General features: G+C 52.4%; 1 protein-coding gene. It reads right to left on the bottom strand.

The annotated features are described in order from the left end of the window. On the bottom strand, nt 1–790 hold a 790-nt coding region (locus ACOI1H_RS25925), incomplete at both ends, for a tyrosine-type recombinase/integrase (RefSeq protein WP_422441229.1).

Below are 790 nucleotides of genomic sequence, written 5' to 3' on the forward strand. Positions count from 1 at the left end.
GGAGACTGACCAACCTTCTTTCAGTCTCTCAATGGCGAACTTGTAGCGGATGTCATGGCGCCGGGCACCGAACTTTGTTTCCTGAGCATATTCCCAGAATAAATTGGCCGCAGAGGGGTAAAAGCCATTATCCGTCCTGTTCCAGAATACATAGGGTGGGCGGTTGTTGCGCGGAACTTGCAACAGGATGTTGATCGCGCTCTGGCGGAGCGTGATTGTCCGAACCTTGCGCCCCTTCGTATGTCGCAAAGTAAGCGTCACGTGGCCCTCAAGGGGGCGATCCAAGCCGTTCACATCCGACCACTTGATCATCGACATCTCGGTGACACGTCCCCCTGTCTCGTCGAGGAAGCAAGGAAAGAAGGATAGCGTCCCAAGGGCGCGCTGGCCCAGCTTTCTGATCGCCTCATCCGTCGGAAGAACGATGTCAAGCAAGTTTTCCTTCATCCCAGTTTTCTCGATTTGCAAAACCGGGTTTCTTTCAATCCAGCCCTTGTGCTTGATATGTGACATGAGGTGGTTGAAGGCCATCAGGTCGCGATTGATCGTCGCAATCGAAACCCCGTTGTCTTTCCGCAATGCAACAAATTCCGGGATCGTATTCAAATCTATTTCCCAAGCACCAGCCAACTCAACATCTTCGCCCCGCTCCTCAAATATCTCTACGAGCGTCACACCGATCTGCCGCAGGCTAGTCTGGTATCGAATAAGTGTTTTTTCGGTCCACCCGTGATCCGCATCGAAAAGATCGAGGCTATCGTGGAAACTTGTGAAACCCGCATGGAAAAGC

Origin of the sequence: Loktanella sp. DJP18 (assembly GCF_049310965.1) — a bacterium.
Classification (GTDB): domain Bacteria; phylum Pseudomonadota; class Alphaproteobacteria; order Rhodobacterales; family Rhodobacteraceae; genus Loktanella.